We start from the raw sequence: 15,309 nt of genomic DNA on the forward strand, positions 1-15,309 counted from the left end.
CCCATCCGATGAACAACGAAGCCCGACCCGAGTATCGCGAGAATCCTTCCCCACGGCAGGCATACCGCCTGACGATGACGATCAAAGATGCGCCCGGGCCATTGAAGATTATCGCCAGCGCGGCGCAGTACGACGTAGTCAACCGGGAGTGCCTGCCGCCGCCGAAAGACAATCCGGGCGGTCGTTCGTCACCTGTGCCGACCAGAGACATTCCATTTGAACTTGCGCAGGTGTCGGATGGTGTATACGTCGGAACAGTCTATGCGGACGCGATGATCGACGAGGACTATCACGGTCGTGGCGTGTGCCGGTGGGAGCTGATACAGGCGCGTGCGCACTTGAAGGCGACAGGTGCTGATGGCGAGACGAGATTCATTGCCGGCTTGAGCCAGAGTGAGGGCGAGTTCCAGTCGGGGCAGCCGAAGACAACTTATTTCTGGAAGGGCGGTTATCCTGCGTCAAAGATTGAAGACTTCCCTGACTTTGGCGAGCCTGAGGTAGATCGGTTCAAGTTCGATATTCGGAATGAATTGTTCACGATTGCGCTGGCATCAGAGGAGGTGGCGCCATGAAGATGACCTCTCAGGACTATGCTGAGCTGGCCGGGCATTCTTACGATCGTGCAGGCAATATGCATGATCTGAAGGATCAACAGATCGTCCTTGAAGGCGTGACGTACAAGGTCCTGGAGCACGCCGACAACCCACGTACCGGCTACCAGGGCACGATCTACCAGCGGATGGACAGCGGCGAGATCATCGTGGCGCACCGCGGCACCGAATTCGAACGCGAGCGTTGGAAAGACCTGGCCGTGACCGATGGCCTGATGGTCGCGGGGCGCACCAATCCACAGGCGGCAGACGCGATTGCGTTGACAGAACGAGCAAGAGAAATCGCCCAAGAGCAGGCTGGGCGAAGGGGATTCACCCCCGAAGTCACCGTCACCGGCCACTCCCTGGGCGGAACTTTGGCGCAGATCAGCGCGCATTACTACGACTTACGCGGCGAGACGTTCAACGCCTACGGCGCGGTGAGCCTGAACTATCGGGTCCCGGAAGGCGGCAATCGCGTTCTCAACCATGTGACGGCAGCGGACATGGTGAGTTCGGCCAGCGCGCACTACGGCCAGGTCCGCGTGTACGCAATGCCGCAGGAGATCGAGATGCTGCGGGACAAGGGCTACGCCAACAACGATTCACGCCTGTTCGACCTGCGCAACGAACCAGGTGCGGCCATCGCTGGGTTGAACTCGCACGACATGCACTATTTCCGGAACGTGGATGGCGATGGCCGGGCAGACCGCTCGGTGCTGTCGGGCCCGCGGACGCGAGAACTGGCACGGGAATACGCGCCGATGATCGGGAAGTATCGCGAGGACGTCGAGGAGATGCGACGCGGGCTGACGATGGGATTCCGCGGCTCAGCGGGCTTGGTGCGGGACGGCATCGAGCACCTGCGCGGCCCGCTGGAGTCAGGCGAACCGGTGGCGCGCGAAGAGCGCGCACGTGAAGCGCAGGAGTCCCGCCGACGGGTCGAGACACCTTCACGCCTGATCTCGGAGTTCGGGGAACGTGTGGAGCGAGACCTGCATCGAACGCTGTACGGCGAGAACCTCGCACAGGTGCCACTACGTGCTCCCGTCGAGCCCGAACCCTCACGCGCCCATCTGGGCCCGATGGTGGGCGTGGAAGCCGCCAAGTCGAGCTACGTGGAGCAGCTATTGCAGGCGGCCCGCAACAACGACCCGGCAGCCCTCCGGGCCGCGACCCAGGGCTTGCAGCAATCGGTGTTCGGGCAGGACTGGCAGCAGCAGGTAGCCGGGTATCGACGGGAACTGGACCAGGCCGCCCAAGCGTCGAGCATCGTCGAGCAGGCCGAGCGACAACGACAGGCTCAGCCCGCAGGGCTGGCGCGCTAAGCGCAGCATGGCCAGATAAGCCCTGTTTTGTGACAGATAAAGGATGTCGTAGCGTAGACTTTGGTTACTCGGCATGGCGTCATGTGATGGGCGTGCCGAACATGGAGTCCGGTCTGCATCGATACCGGGCATGTGATGGAAGAAGGACGAAGAAGGAATTTTTATGTCGATGGTGAAGAATCTGCTGTTGTCTTCTGTGGTATCCGTTGCTTTGGTCGGTTGCGCCTCAATTGCGGGTAGTACGAACAACTTGACGGACGAGAGGATCAAGTCCGATACATCGGGTGTTCTTGGGTACCAGCCTGGTGATCTGGAGATCGTGAACCGGCGGACCGAAGGAACCAATACGTATGTGAACCTAAAGACGAACGACGGCAAGGAGTTTGCCTGCGTTATTAATGGCGGAAACCTTCTGACACTTGGCATGACGAACCCGCCCTCGTGTGCGAAGAAGGGCGAGCCCATCAGCACCAATCCACTCCAGAGGTAATTTGTTACTAAGGCGCGGCAGGCAGTGCGTCCGGCGTGCTGCTGCCGCGATACCTGTTTCGGGAAGATGGGCGGCTGCATGACACGTGCTGTCAATCGCACCATGACAGGCGAGCAAGGTGCGGAGGGCCTTTACGAGGGCGTCGACTGCATCTTGGCGGTCATGCAAGTGGTAGCGGCTACCGTCAACTCCATCGGCAACACGTACCACGAGGAGACCCGCGACCAGGAGGATCGTGCGCAGGTCATGATCACTGCGGGCCTTGGCCTGCCGGTGGCCATGGCAATGCAGAGAACTTCCTGGCACACCAAATTGAGTCGGGCGACCTGATGCGCCAGGCACGGATGAATAATGATGGTGAATGATATCGGCAGCTGGCTGGCGGGCGCACTTGTACTCACGTCATTCTGCCCGTCGCTTCTGGTTCTTCCGGTGCAGTTCGCTTTTGCAAAGAAGCTTTTGGTGAGAGTAGGACCAGTTCGGTATTGGAGCAGTATAGGGCTGCACTTGGCGAACGGGCTGACGTTATGGACAGCCATCGCCTATTTGGGGAAGCAGTGTCTGGGTTGTGTCAGTGGCGTCATGTTATTTCTCGGCATCCCTCTCTGGTGGTCGTTGTTCATGGTCGGTCTTCTGTTGTCCCTGGTGCCGCGGAGAAAGCGAAATGGCGAGGCGGGCCCGCAGCAGGCCGCTTGATCGCGCGCGTCACAGGGCCAGAGGGTTCTGGTATTTGTCGAGCAGCCAGATTCCAGGGGTAGCTAGAATCCGTGGCGATCAGGGGGCGCTCGGCTCGGCCCTTATTCGATCGCGCGGGAGCAGAGCCGTCCCCCAGAAGGCAGGGGCCCATGGGCGTTCCTTTTCGGATTGCCGCAGCTGGGTGTGCGTGCAATCGGAAGTTGCCTTGAAGCCATCGCGTCCCGGCTTGACCAGACACTCGCCTGTTGAGAGCCGCCGGGATGACGGGCCTTGTGATCCGACGCATTGGTGTGGTGCGTATCCAGGAGATGGCGGTATCGCACGACCACACCACCATGTCAGAGGGGCAGCGTCAGACGCTGTTTGATCTCGGCGGCCACGCGCGCGCTTTCGCGCAGGGGCTCGGCATCGAAGGATGCCAACGCGTCGTCCATCACGCGGATGCGGCCGCTGGACAGCAGCGCGTCGAGGAACCGCCGCGGGGCGCCCTGCACGCGATCGGGCTCGAACACGAACACCGGTGCGCGGGTGGCGCAGGCTTCGGACACCATGTTCACCGAATCGGGCGAGCAGACGATGCGGTCGGCCCATGCCAGCAGGCCGGGGTAGGGGTTGTCGCCATCGTCGGCGCCACGCCAGGTGACATGCGGTGCGTGGCCGTAGCGCTGCTTGAGCCTGTCGCGCAGGGCATCGGAACTGCGTCGCGACGTGGTGGCCAGCACGCTGCCGCCGTCGCGCGCCAGCACGGCATCGAGCTGGTCGGCGAGGCGATCGAATTCGGCCACGTCGAACGGGACGTGCCGGCTGCCGCCGCCCAGCAGCAGGGCGGTGCGCGGCCCTGGCAGGGACGAGAAGGCGTCGAAGGCAGTACGCGCCCGCGCCAGCCAGGCATCGTCCACCGGGTGCAGCCCGCCGCGGGTCACCACCACGTTGTCGCCGCGCAGGGTGTCGTGTTCGGGGACCACCACCAGGTCCCAATGCCGCGGATCGATGCGTGGGTCGAGCACCTGCACCACCCTGCTGCCGCGTGCACGCAGCAGCCGGGTCGCCAGCGCAGCCTGTCGTCCGCAGCCCACCACGAGTGCCGGCGGGGAGGCCAGGCGCGTCGCGAATTCCGCCCCGAAGGCAGCGTGGCTGCCGGGCAGGGCTCGCGGTGCCATCCACTTCCATGGCGCACGCGGTGACAGCACGATGCTTTCGATTGCATCGCCTCCCGCCAATGCCACGGCGAGCGCTTCGGCCTGTCGGGCATTGCCTGCGCGGCCATCGCTGACGGCCCAGATCGGTGCCGAAAGGGCGGGGTGGGAGGGGCTTCGTTCCACGTATACGATCATCCGTTCCGGAAGCATGGCCACCGCTTCACGGATGGAACTCTACACTGCAGGCCATGGACCGGCGCATGGGCGCCTGGCCGCCCGATCCCTTCGACGACGAGACCGACCGATGTCCGACATCCTGCCCGACACCGCCCTCGACCAGCTGTTCCGCCAGGCCCGCAGTTACAACGCCTTCTCCGGCGAGGTCAGCGAGGAGACCCTGCGCAAGCTCTATGACCTGCTGAAGCTGGGCCCCACCGAAGCCAACTGCTGCCCGGCGCGCATCGTCTTCGTGACCTCGGACGCGGGCAAGAAGAAGCTGGAACCGGCGCTGAGCGAAGGCAATCGCGCCAAGACCATGGCCGCGCCCGCGGTTGCGATCGTCGGCTACGACATGAAGTTCTACGACAAGTTGCCGGTGCTGTTCCCGCACGTGGATGCGAAATCCTGGTTCGAGGGCTCGCCCGAAGAGCGCCTGTACCGCGTCGCGTTGCGCAGCTCCAGCCTGCAGGTGGCGTACCTCATCCTCGCCGCGCGCGCGCTGGGGCTCGATGCCGGCCCGATGTCGGGCTTCGACAACGACAAGGTGGACGAGGCCTTCTTCAAGGGCACCAGCATCAAGTCGAACGTGATCATCAACCTCGGCAAGGGCGATCCCTCGAGTCTGTTCCCGCGCTCGCCGCGGCTGGGCTTCGACGAAGCGGCGAGGATCGAATGATGCGTCGGGTGCGACCTGCAAGGGCGCCTTCGCGGGTTTCGGCGACGGTGTTCGCGCTGGCGCTCGCCTGTGCCACCGCGGTGGCACAGGCGGCGCCAGTCGAGTACCGGATCGACCCCGGCCATACCGATGTCATCGCGCAGTGGAACCATCTCGGGTTCTCCAATCCCACTGCGCACTTCGGCCAGGTCGACGGCACCATCGTCTACGACGCAGACAAGGTGGCGGCGTCCTCGGTGCAGGTCACGCTGCCGTTGTCGGGGCTGAACTCGCACGTCGCGCGTTTCGACGCACACCTGCGCAATGCCGATTTCTTCGATGCCGATGTCTTCCCGGTCGCCACGTTCCGCAGCACCGCGGTCGAGGACCTGGGCGAGGACCGACTGAAGGTCACCGGCGCACTGACCATCAAGGACATCACCCGTACCGTGGTGCTCGACGCCGTGCTCGACAAGGCCGCGCCGCACCCGCGCAACAACCGCCCCACCATCGGGTTCGACGCCACGGCCAACCTGCTGCGCAGTGACTTCGGCCTCGGGCTGGGCGCGCCGGCGGTCAGCGACGAAGTCCAGTTGCGCATCACCACCGAAGCCCAGGCCGCGGCCGCGGACTGACCTGCCTCCCTTACCTCCCATCGAGGACGCCCACATGAAATCCCGAATCCGACCCGTGCTTGCTCCCCTTGCCCTGACCGTCGCACTTGCCGCGTGCTCGCCGTCGCAACCCGCCGCGGACACCACGGCACCTGCGGCAGCAACGCCTGCCGCGACGGAACCTGCCGTCGATCCGGTCGCGGCCGCTTCCGGTACCTACGTGATCGATCCCTCGCACACGATGGTGCTGGCCTCGTGGAACCACTTCGGGTTCTCCAATCCCAGCATCAACTTCGGCAACGTCGAAGGCGCCATCGTCTACAACGCCGAGGACGTGGCCGCGTCGAGCGTCGAGGTCACGCTGCCGATCTCCGGCATCGATGCACTGGCCGCCGAGTTCCACGACCACCTCTCCAGCGCCGACTGGCTGGATGCAGCGCGCTTCCCCGCCGCCACCTTCCGCAGCACGCGCGTCGAATCGACCGGGACCAACCGGCTCACCGTCACCGGCGACCTGACGGTCAAGGACACGACCCGCCCGGTGACGCTCGACGTGACCCTGAACGGCGCTGGCCCGCATCCGATGACCCAGCGGCCGTCGATCGGCTTCGATGCCACCGCCACCGTCCTGCGCAGCGACTTCGGCCTGGGCAACTACGCGCCTGCGGTGGGTGATGAAGTGACCCTGCGCATCACCACCGAAGCCTCGGTCGCCGCGGAATGAGCCACGCGGGTGCCATCGCCCGTGCGATGGCGCCCGGCGGCATGGCGGGCGGTAGAATGCCCGCATCACGATGCAGGCCCCCGCCATGACCGCCACTCCGCAACCGACCCAGGCCAACGCGCAGCAGCGCTACGAGATTTCCCGCGGCGACCTGCCGCTGAGCTGCCCGCTGCCGTCGATGGCGCTGTGGAATTCGCATCCGCGCGTCTACCTGCCGATCGAGGCCGAAGGCGGACAGTCCGATTGCCCTTACTGCGGGGCGCATTTCGTCCTCGTCGACTGACCCCGGCGCGGGCCCGCCACGCGTGACCCGCCCGTTGACGGTCCTGCAGTTGCTGCCGGCGCTGGACGCCGGCGGCGTCGAGCGCTCCACGCTGGAAATCACCGACGCCCTGGTGCGCGGCGGGCATCGCGCGCTGGTGGTCTCCGCGGGTGGGCGGCTGGTGCCCGCGCTGCAGGCGCTGGGCGGCGAGCACACCGCGCTCGACATCGGCCGCAAGTCCCCGCTGGTGCTGCGCCATGTGCGCACGTTGCGCCGGCTGTTCGCGGAGCAGCGCGTCGACATCGTGCATGCCCGCTCGCGGCTGCCGGCGTGGATCGGCTGGCTGGCCTGGCGTGGCCTGCCTGCCGCCTCGCGCCCCCACTTCGTGACCACCGTGCATGGCCTGAACTCGCCTTCGCGCTACAGCGCGGTGATGGCGCGCGGCGAGCGGGTGGTGTGCGTGTCCGACACCGTGCGCGAATACGTGTTGCGGCACTACCCTCGAACCGACCCTGCGGTCATGCAGGTGATTCCGCGCGGCATTGACCCGGCGCAGTTCCCGCGCCGTCCCGCGCCCGACTGCGGGGCACGCGCACGCGTCGCGGCTGCGCATCCGAAGCTTGCCGGCGAGGGCCCGCTGTTGTTGCTGCCCGGGCGCGGCACGCGGCTCAAGGGCCACGCCGATGCGCTGGCGCTGCTGGCCACGCTGCGTGCGGCCGGCAGCGATGCGCGGCTGTGGATGCCGGGCGCGCGCGAAGCGCATCGCAGCGGCTACATCACTGAACTCGAAGCCGACGCCGCGCGGCTGGGCATTGCCGATGCGCTGGCGATCACCGCGCCGACGTCCGCCATCGTCGAGGCCTACGCCGCCAGCGACCTGGTGCTGCAGCTTTCACGCAAGCCGGAAGCCTTCGGGCGCACCGTCATCGAAGCGCTGTCGGTGGGCCGGCCGGTGCTGGGCTGGGCGCACGGTGGCGTGGGTGAGTTGCTGCGCGAGCTGCAGCCGCAGGGCGCGGCAATGCCGTTCGATGGCGATGCACTCGCGCGGCGCGCACGCGAACTGCTTGCGCAAGCACCACCGCTTCCGGCTACGATGCCTTACACGTTGCAGGCCATGCAGGACGCCACGCTCGCGATGTACCGCGACCTCGCCCATACATGAATACGACTCCTCCCACGCCTGAGGTGACCGGCATGCCGCCCGCCTACGGCTGGCGCTGGGCGCCGCCTTGGGTGCTGGCCTTCGTCGCGCTGTGGCCTGCGCCCGGCTACGCCGAGGGCGTGATGGTGCTGGGGGCGTTGACCGCGATCTTCCTGCTGCTGCGCCGGCGTTTCCGCGGTGGCACCGCGCTGCTCAGTCCGCCGGCATGGGCGTTGACCAGCGTGTTGTTCTTCGCGTACTGGCTGCCGCAGCTGGTGTCATCGGTCGATGCCGTCGACCACGGCCGCGCCTTCCGCGAATCGCTGGTGGACCTGCGTTACCTGCCGTTCCTGTGGCTGGTGGCCGGCGCGGTGGCCGACGAGCGCGGACGGCGCATCACCTTCGGTGGGCTGGCGGTGATCATCGGCGTGTGGACGCTGGACGCGCTCGCCGAGGTGCTGTTCCACACCAGTCCGCTGTTCTGGGGCATCGATGCACTCAAGCAGCTGATCAGCGGCCGGCCGATGTGCAGCGAGGCGCAACTGGCCGCGGCCGACCGGCTGGGCGGCATCCTGGGCCCGTGCAACCTCAAGCTGGGCGTGGTGCTGGCCAGCCTGTCGCCGTTCGCGCTGTATGCCGCCGGGCGCCGCTTCGGCACCGTGGGCTGGATCGTGGCGGCGTCGCTGGTCGGCATTGTCATCGTCTTCGCCGGCTCGCGTGCGTCGTGGATCACTTATGCGCTGGTGCTGGTGTTCTCGGGCTGGCGCCTGCTGGGCTGGAAGAAGCTGCTGCTGGTGCTGGCCGGTGGCGCGCTTGCGATCCTCGCCATCGCATTGACCTCGCCCGATGTCGGCAAGCGCATTGAGCGCACCATGCTGGCGATGGAGGCCAGTGAGGCGGGCGTGGATGGCGCACTGTCGGGCCGCGCACGGATCTGGGGCGCGGCGCTGTGCATGGCGCGCGAGCATCCCATCAACGGCGTCGGCGCGCGCGGCTTCCGCGAAGCGTTCGACGATTGCGACCCGGATGCGGGGCAGGTGGCGGCATGGGGTGAAGGCCCTGCCTTCCACGCGCACCAGATCGTGCTGGAGATCCTCAGCGAGACCGGCGGCATCGGGCTGCTGCTGTGGCTGGCCGGTGCGGCGCTGGCATGGCGTGCGTGGCGCTTCGCCGACGAGGCGGCGCGCAAGCGTGCGCGCCCGGCGATGCTGGCATTGGCGGTGACCGTCTTCCCGCTCAACACGCACCTCGCGTTCTATTCGACGTTCTGGGGCGGGCTGACGCTGATGCTGGCGGCGCTGTATGCGGGGAGCCTGCTGGCGCGGGCGGACGCTCCGGCGAAGCCGTAGGCGCCCATCGATGCCTGGCGCTGCGGCCGCTTCAGTGTTTCGGGAAGCGTTAGGGCAGACTGGGTTTGTGCAGGGAATGACACCATCCATGGCGACATGCCGATGCGGGGGCACGTTGCTTGGCCCGAACCTTTTCCTGAGATCAAAGGCGTTCCGCCCGTAGACGGGCGGGTGACGTTCTTTGCTGGCACACTGCGAAGCGAACGGCGCAGCCGGTCAAGAAAGTCACAAAAGAAATACTTTCCCCGACCAAGCTAACGTTCCGTGTCAGGCTCGTCAGGATTTTTCGACAGGACATCCTTGTCCTGTCGAAAAACGCCCGGCGTCCATGCCGGGCGCCCTCCGGGTCTTCAAGCGATGTTACGACTGGGCTTAGATCAGAGGCTTGAGCTTCGACATCCCGGAGCAAGCCGGGACCGAGCGTCCTTGGCTTTTCGCATGCGCTTGCAATGTGGGTCTATGGAGTTCGGCCTGCACCGGAAAGGCCGTGCTGCGGCTCTCCTGACGAACCGCCGCGGGACTTGCCAGACCCGTAGGGCGCCGCACATGTGTGGGGAGGTGCGCTTGCGAGCCATTGGCTCGCGCGCCGACGAACGCCCGCGTTTTCCGACCGCGCCAACCGGATCCTGCCGCTGCGACGGAGACGAACGCGTCGCCACGCGTAACGCCACTGAATCGCCGTTGTCACACGCCTTTGGCGAGTCGGAAAATCCCGACGCACTGTCCGCCGAATCGTTAGCCCCCGTCGGGGAAGGCCCTTTTCTTTGGTTCGTTTCTTCTGACGCGCGCCTATGGCGCTCGCCCTTCGGGCCGGCTTCGTCGTCCGCATGCGCTTCGCGCATGCAGTGGGCCAGCAAAAGAAATGAACCCGCCCGCTGCCGCGGGCGGAACGCTCTTGCATTCGTGGGTTTCACGAGAGTATCGCAAGCGTTCTGAGGAGAGAACGCTGGCCGGGGAGAGCGGCCCGGCAGTCCGCGCCGCCACTACTTCCGCAACCGCTCCAACACCCCATCCAGCGCATCGAGGTTGGCGTAGTGGATGACCAGCCGTCCCTTGCCGCCGCGACCATGCGCAATGGCGACCTTCGCGCCCAGCGTCTCGGACAGCTCGTTCTCGAGCGTGGCGATGTCCGGCGGCGTTGCGGTCTTGCCCGCCTTCTTCTTCTTGGTCACGGGCAGCTTGCCCGCCGCGAACTGCTGCGCGCGATGTTCCACCTCGCGCACCGACCAGCCGTGTTCGACGGCTTCCGCGGCCAGCTTGCTGGCCAGTTCCGGCGACAGCGTCAGCAGCGCGCGGGCATGGCCCATCTCCAGCTGGCGCGACTCCAGCAGCGTGCGGATCGCGGGCGGCAGTTCCAGCAGGCGCAGCAGGTTGGACACCGCGGCGCGCGAGCGACCCACGGTCTCGGCGGTCTGCGCGTGGGTCAGGTCGAATTCGTCGATCAGCCGCTGCAGCGCCTGCGCTTCTTCCAGCGGGTTGAGGTCCTCGCGCTGGATGTTCTCGATCAGCGCCATGGCCACCACGGTGCGGTCGTCGGCCTGGCGCACCACCACCGGCACTTCGGCCAGCCCCGCTTCCTTCGATGCGCGCCAGCGGCGCTCGCCGGCGATGATCTCGAAGGTGCGGTCGGGCATCTGCCGGACCACGATCGGCTGGATCACGCCCTGGGCCTTGATCGATTCGGCCAGTTCGGTGAGCTTGGCGCCGTCCCAGTGCTTGCGAGGCTGGTAGCGCCCGGGCTGCATGGAATCGACCGGCAGCGTGCGCAGGGTGTCCTCGGGCGAAGCTTCCAGCTTCGGCGCCTCGGCGGCGGCCTTGGGGCCGAGCAGGGCTTCCAGTCCGCGGCCCAGGCCACGCTTCTTGGCGGGCGCGCTCTTGGCTGCGCTCATGCCGGGTTCTCCGTCACGTTCATGTCCTTCTGTTGTTGGTCGCGCTCGCGCTGGCGGCGCAGCACTTCGCCGGCGAGGCCGAGATAGGCGATGGCTCCGCGCGAGGCCTTGTCGTAGCCGACGATGCTCTGGCCGTGGCTGGGGGCTTCGGCCAGGCGCACGTTGCGCGGCACGATGGTACGGAACACCTTGTCGCCGAAGTGTTGCACCAGTTCGGCCGACACCGCGTTGGCCAGGTTGTTGCGCACGTCGAACATGGTCCGCAACACGCCTTCGATCTCGAGTTCGGGATTCAGCCGCTGCTTCAGTGCGTCGATGGTCTGCAGCAGCGCGGTCAGGCCTTCCAGCGCGTAGTACTCGCACTGCATCGGCACCAGCACCGAATCGGATGCGGTGAGCGCGTTGAGCGTCAGCAGCGACAGCGCCGGCGGGCAGTCGATGACGATGAAGTCGTAGCGTGCACGCAGGGGTTCGAGTGCGCGCTTGAGCCGCTGCTCGCGGCCGTCCTCGTCCATCAGTTCGATTTCGGCCGCGGTGAGGTCGGTGTTGCCCGGCATCAGGTCGAAACCTTCCGCCGTCTCCATGATCGCGTCCTCGGCGTGCAACTCCTCCAGCAGGACGTCGCAGGTCGAGGCGTGCAGGTCGCGCTTGTCGATGCCGCTGCCCATGGTGGCGTTGCCCTGGGCATCCAGGTCCACCAGCAGCACGCGCTTGGGCGTCTTCGCCAGCGCGGCGGCCAGGTTGACGGCGGTGGTGGTCTTGCCGACGCCGCCCTTCTGGTTGGCAATGGCGATGATGCGGGCCATGGGGTCCGGGGATGCCTCGGTAGCGGAGGGAAACGGCCGCGGCGAGGCGGTCCGGACAGGGGATTATGCCGCGCGATGGCGGGGAAGGGGGTTTGGCGCGGCTGGGAACCAGCCTGTCGGGAAGAGATGCTTCTCCGGCGAGCCTTGATCCCAAGGCGCGTCATCCCGGCGCTAGCCCACTGACCCGAATGAATCCAATGGCGCGGAACAGACGCCTCGATGCGGGCTATCACCGCTTCGCCACGCCGCCCCCCAACCCCCGCTCGGCGCCCCGGCCCGTGCCAGCGGCACGGGCGCTGCAGCGCACGCGCGCCAACGGCACGCAAACCGTGCGCTGTCGCCCCGGAGGGAGAGGGGCTTCTTTGTTCCTTCTCCCTCCGGGGTGAAGGGGGCTGCTTGCGAGCCTTTGGCCCGCGCCCCCCTGAACGCCCTGCGCGCTGCGCAGGCCGGGGCGCGGAGCGAGGTGCCTGCAGGGCGGATGAGGGCCGGCGAGGTGGGGACCGCTCCAATGGCGACGTCACCGCCATACCAAAAATAAACTCCGGATTGCCAAACTCCGCCCAAGCTAGCCCGCGTTCGACACCACCACCAGGTGGCGTTCGGCCGCAAGGCCGGGCACTGCGAGTGGATGGATGGCGTCGAGCCGCCAGCCGGGCGGGAGCGCGGCGATCTCGTCGTCGGGGCGCTGGCCCTTCATCGCCAGCAGGCGGCCGCCGGGGGCCAGCAGGTGGCCGCCCACGGCGATGATGTCGGGCAGCGTGGCCAGGGCGCGGGCGGTGATGGCTTGGTAGCGGCCGGGTTCGTCCAGCGCTTCGGCGCGGGATTCGGCCACGCGGGCGTTGCCGAGTCCCAGTTGGCGCACCGCTTCGCGCAGGAACCGGGCCTTCTTGCCGTTGCTCTCGACCAGGGTGACCTGCAGGGCCGGGGTGGCGATGGCCAGGGGGATGCCGGGCAGGCCGGGGCCGGTGCCGAGGTCGGCGAGTGCGGCGATGTCGGCCACGTGCGGCTGCATCGCCAGCGAATCGAGCAGGTGCAGGGTCACCATCTCCCGCGGGTCGCGGATGGCGGTCAGGTTGTAGGTGCGGTTCCAGCGGTCCAGCAGGGCGAGGTAGTCCAGCAACGGCGCCGCCAGCGCGGGATCGAGGCGCAATGCGGCCAGGCCGGCGTCCAGCGTGTGCCGCAGTTCATCGCGGAGGGGGGTGTCCATGTCGTCATTGTAGGAGCGGCCGCGCGCGCAGACCCTTGTTCAACCGTGGCGATGAGTACGCCGCCCCGCCAGGCAAGGGCAACCCCGGGGTTGCGCAGGCTTGGCCCGTCGCTACAGCGCGCGCCAGGCGAGGGTCGCCAGGAAGCCGGGCATCGGCGCGAAGGCGTGCAGGGTCCAGTCGGCGGGCGTGCCCAGCGCCGGGTCGCAGCGGTCGAGCCGCCATGCGTCGCCATCTGCCACGAATTCCAGCCGGTGCAGGCCGAAGACGATGCCGCGGCCATGCGCCTTCAGCACGGCTTCCTTGGCACACCACAGGCGCACGAAGGCGTCCTCCTGCAGGGCGGCGGGCAGTGCCTGCAGCGTGGCGGCCTCGCCGGGCGTGAAGAAGCGCGCGGCCAGCACCATCGCGCGCGGACGCGGGCGCAGCAGTTCCAGATCGGCGCCCACGCGCACGCCGCGGCCCAGGGCGACCAGCAGCTGGTCGCCGCTGTGGCTCCAGTTGATGTCGAGCCCGGCGTGGCCCGCGGCCAGGTGCGGCCGACCATGCGTGTCGCGCCAGACCCCCAAGGCCGGTTCGTCCACCGCCAGCTGCAGGGCCAGCCACGGCTGCACCAGCGGCGCAGTCGGCGTGCCGCGGCGATGCGGCATCCACGCGCAGTGCACCGGGCCGATCTGGAGGCTGTCGCGGGGTGGGGACATGAACGCGGTGCGGCGGCAGGGGACGCCACCAGCGTAAGCTAGCGGGCCGGGAATCACGAAGCGCAGGAACCTTCGCGTCACGCCATGTCCGCCGTCATCCACGACCACGACGCACCCGCCGCCGCGCCTGCGGTGCCGATGCTGTGCGGCAATGGCGACCAGCCCCTGGCGTTCGGAGCCGGCGGAACCGTGTCGCGCGCGCGTTTCGCAGCGCATGTGCGCGGGGTGGCCGCGCTGCTGCCGACGGGCGGGCACGTGGTCAACCTGTGCGAGGACCGCTACCGCTTCATCGTGTTGTTCTGCGCCACTGCGCTGCGCGGCCAGGTGACGCTGCTGCCGCCGTCCCGGACGCGCGCCGCCATCGCCGCGGTGCGTCGCGGCCATCCCGACAGCGTCTGCGTGGGCGATGGCGAGGCCTGTGGCTGCGAGATGCCGGAGGGCGTGCACTTCCTGCGCTTGCCCGACGCGCTGCCGGAACGCGAAGGCGATGACCTGCGCGTCCAGGACGCCGCCGTGGTGGCGATCGGCTTCACCTCGGGCAGTACGGGCGTGCCGAAGGCGAACGCCAAGACATGGCGCGGCTTCCGCACCAGCACGGCGCAGAACCTCGCCGCTCTGGCGGGCCTGTGGCCGCGTGATCGCACCGTGCATGTGGTCGCCACCGTGCCGCCACAGCACATGTATGGCATGGAGCTGTCGGTGTTGCTGCCATTGCTTGCGGATGCCGCCGTACACGTCGGCAAGCCGTTCTTCCCGGGCGATGTCGCGGCGGCCTTGCGCGATGCCGATGGCGCGCGCCTGCTGGTGACCACGCCGGTACACCTGCGTGCACTGGTCGAATCCGGCGTGGTACTGCCGCCACTGTCGGGCATCGTGACTGCCACCGCGCCGCTGCCAGTGGCGCTTGCGCGTGATGCCGAATCGCGCTTCGGGTGCGAGGTGCGCGAGATGTTCGGTTCCACCGAAACCTGCGTCATCGCGCGCCGCCGCACCGCCCGCGATGGCATGTGGACGCCGCTGCCCGGGGTGCGCGTGCTGCCGCAGCCCGACGGCGCGCTGGTGGAAGCGCCGCACCTCGCGGCGCCCGTCGCGCTGGCCGACCTGGTGGAAGTGCACGGCGATGGTCGCTTCCTGCTGCGCGGCCGCCAGGCCGACCTGCTGGAGATCGCTGGCAAGCGTGCATCGCTGGGAGAACTGACGCAGCGCCTGTTGGCCGTCCCCGGCGTACGCGATGGCGTGCTGGTCCAGTTGGAAGACGCCGATGCCGCCGGCATCCGACGCATCGCCGCGCTGGTGGTGGCGGATGGCCTGGATGAAGCCGCGATCGTCGAGGCGCTGCGCGCCAGCATCGACCCGGTCTTCCTGCCACGTCGCGTGCGACTGGTCGATGCCCTGCCGCGCAACGACACCGGGAAACTGCCGCGCGACGCAGTGCTGCGGGTGTTGCATGGCGGCGTGCAATGAGCGGCGCAACGGCGTAATAGTCGTGATGATCGGGCTG

Annotated in this window: 17 protein-coding genes; 12 read left to right on the forward strand and 5 right to left on the reverse strand. The window is 67.6% G+C overall.

Features of this window, described 5'->3' with window-relative positions; all coding sequences use genetic code 11:
- Positions 1-8 precede the first annotated feature (8 nt).
- The 5 genes from E2F46_RS12995 (at position 9) to E2F46_RS13015 (ending at position 3,104) form a co-directional block, all read left to right on the forward strand.
- Complete coding sequence (locus E2F46_RS12995; protein WP_133322740.1) at positions 9-572, forward strand: hypothetical protein; 564 nt, start codon at positions 9-11, stop codon at positions 570-572.
- Positions 569-1,918 (forward strand): Tle-like phospholipase domain-containing protein, encoded by a 1,350-nt coding sequence (locus E2F46_RS13000; protein WP_133322742.1) that lies wholly within the window; start codon positions 569-571, stop codon positions 1,916-1,918. Before E2F46_RS12995 ends, E2F46_RS13000 begins: the two co-directional genes overlap by 4 nt.
- 163 nt (positions 1,919-2,081) lie before the next feature.
- On the forward strand, positions 2,082-2,408 hold the full coding sequence (locus E2F46_RS13005; RefSeq protein WP_133322744.1) for a hypothetical protein: 327 nt from the start codon (positions 2,082-2,084) through the stop codon (positions 2,406-2,408).
- A gap of 102 nt (positions 2,409-2,510) precedes the next feature.
- A complete protein-coding gene (locus E2F46_RS13010; RefSeq protein WP_133322746.1) occupies positions 2,511-2,738 on the forward strand; it encodes a hypothetical protein in 228 nt (75 codons plus the stop codon).
- 24 nt (positions 2,739-2,762) lie between these two features.
- Entirely contained in the window at positions 2,763-3,104 is a 342-nt protein-coding gene (locus E2F46_RS13015; protein ID WP_133322748.1) for a hypothetical protein, read from the forward strand.
- Positions 3,105-3,442: 338 nt separating this feature from the next.
- On the opposite strand, the gene E2F46_RS13020 is transcribed toward E2F46_RS13015, so the two are convergent.
- Positions 3,443-4,426 carry a mitochondrial fission ELM1 family protein gene (locus E2F46_RS13020; RefSeq protein WP_243720423.1) on the reverse strand — a complete coding sequence of 328 codons (984 nt, stop codon included), beginning with the start codon at positions 4,424-4,426 and terminating at the stop codon, positions 3,443-3,445.
- 121 nt (positions 4,427-4,547) lie between these two features.
- On the opposite strand from E2F46_RS13020, the gene E2F46_RS13025 reads away from it, so the two are divergent.
- From E2F46_RS13025 to E2F46_RS13050, 6 genes are all read left to right on the forward strand, one after another.
- Positions 4,548-5,138, forward strand: a complete 591-nt coding sequence (locus tag E2F46_RS13025; protein WP_133322753.1) for a malonic semialdehyde reductase — start codon at positions 4,548-4,550, stop codon at positions 5,136-5,138.
- Entirely contained in the window at positions 5,138-5,752 is a 615-nt protein-coding gene (locus E2F46_RS13030; RefSeq protein ID WP_243720425.1) for a YceI family protein, read from the forward strand. Before E2F46_RS13025 ends, E2F46_RS13030 begins: the two co-directional genes overlap by 1 nt.
- A 34-nt stretch (positions 5,753-5,786) precedes the next feature.
- Positions 5,787-6,455, forward strand: coding sequence for a YceI family protein (locus E2F46_RS13035; RefSeq protein WP_133322757.1), 669 nt, complete (start codon positions 5,787-5,789; stop codon positions 6,453-6,455).
- 85 nt (positions 6,456-6,540) lie between these two features.
- A complete protein-coding gene (locus E2F46_RS13040; RefSeq protein ID WP_425599837.1) occupies positions 6,541-6,738 on the forward strand; it encodes a zinc-finger domain-containing protein in 198 nt (65 codons plus the stop codon).
- Positions 6,739-6,760: 22 nt separating this feature from the next.
- Complete coding sequence (locus E2F46_RS13045; RefSeq protein ID WP_133322761.1) at positions 6,761-7,879, forward strand: glycosyltransferase; 1,119 nt, start codon at positions 6,761-6,763, stop codon at positions 7,877-7,879.
- Entirely contained in the window at positions 7,876-9,207 is a 1,332-nt protein-coding gene (locus E2F46_RS13050; RefSeq protein WP_243720426.1) for an O-antigen ligase family protein, read from the forward strand. The genes E2F46_RS13045 and E2F46_RS13050 overlap by 4 nt, the downstream gene beginning before the upstream one ends.
- A gap of 983 nt (positions 9,208-10,190) precedes the next feature.
- Here E2F46_RS13050 and E2F46_RS13055 read toward each other — a convergent pair.
- The 4 genes from E2F46_RS13055 to E2F46_RS13070 all read right to left on the reverse strand — a co-directional run bounded on the left by E2F46_RS13055 (position 10,191) and on the right by E2F46_RS13070 (position 13,808).
- Positions 10,191-11,096 (reverse strand): ParB/RepB/Spo0J family partition protein, encoded by a 906-nt coding sequence (locus tag E2F46_RS13055; RefSeq protein ID WP_133322763.1) that lies wholly within the window; start codon positions 11,094-11,096, stop codon positions 10,191-10,193.
- Positions 11,093-11,902, reverse strand: coding sequence for a ParA family protein (locus E2F46_RS13060; RefSeq protein WP_133322765.1), 810 nt, complete (start codon positions 11,900-11,902; stop codon positions 11,093-11,095). Before E2F46_RS13060 ends, E2F46_RS13055 begins: the two co-directional genes overlap by 4 nt.
- Before the next feature lie 565 nt (positions 11,903-12,467).
- Entirely contained in the window at positions 12,468-13,109 is a 642-nt protein-coding gene (gene rsmG / locus E2F46_RS13065; protein ID WP_133322767.1) for a 16S rRNA (guanine(527)-N(7))-methyltransferase RsmG, read from the reverse strand.
- 111 nt (positions 13,110-13,220) lie between these two features.
- Complete coding sequence (locus tag E2F46_RS13070) at positions 13,221-13,808, reverse strand: 4'-phosphopantetheinyl transferase family protein (protein WP_133322769.1); 588 nt, start codon at positions 13,806-13,808, stop codon at positions 13,221-13,223.
- An 84-nt stretch (positions 13,809-13,892) separates the two neighbouring features.
- Between E2F46_RS13070 and E2F46_RS13075 the strand changes: the two genes are divergently transcribed.
- Positions 13,893-15,272 (forward strand): class I adenylate-forming enzyme family protein, encoded by a 1,380-nt coding sequence (locus E2F46_RS13075; protein ID WP_133322771.1) that lies wholly within the window; start codon positions 13,893-13,895, stop codon positions 15,270-15,272.
- Positions 15,273-15,309: the final 37 nt, after the last annotated feature.

It is taken from the genome of Luteimonas aestuarii, from assembly GCF_004357985.1.
GTDB classification, from domain to species: domain Bacteria; phylum Pseudomonadota; class Gammaproteobacteria; order Xanthomonadales; family Xanthomonadaceae; genus Luteimonas; species Luteimonas aestuarii.